Origin of the sequence: Pseudomonas sp. SH10-3B, from assembly GCF_019891415.1 — a bacterium.
Lineage (GTDB): Bacteria > Pseudomonadota > Gammaproteobacteria > Pseudomonadales > Pseudomonadaceae > Aquipseudomonas.
The window spans coordinates 1-201 of record NZ_JAFLXD010000173.1 but is presented as its reverse complement, the minus strand read 5'-3'; the positions used below and the strand labels follow the sequence as shown (position 1 = coordinate 201).

The following is a 201-nucleotide window of genomic DNA, read 5'->3' as shown; positions in this document are numbered from 1 at the left end:
CGTTAACGAAGTCAGCACCTTTTTGCGTCAGTACAACGTTGTTGCCGGACAAGCTGTAGTAGCCGTCTACGTTGCTGTTGCCGGTGAAGGAAACAGTCAAACCTTCGCGTGGCGTTTCTTCATCAGTCGCAGTGAAGCGGCCAGCGACAGTGCCCGCTGTAGCGGAGTTCTCGTCGATGGTGACTGGCGCAACGCTGATCA

Annotated in this window: 1 protein-coding gene; it reads right to left on the bottom strand. The window is 55.2% G+C overall.

All coding sequences use genetic code 11. The features are described from left to right. Window positions 1-201 (bottom strand): hypothetical protein (locus tag J1G35_RS30805; RefSeq protein ID WP_223016899.1); only part of this gene is annotated, 201 nt, incomplete at both ends.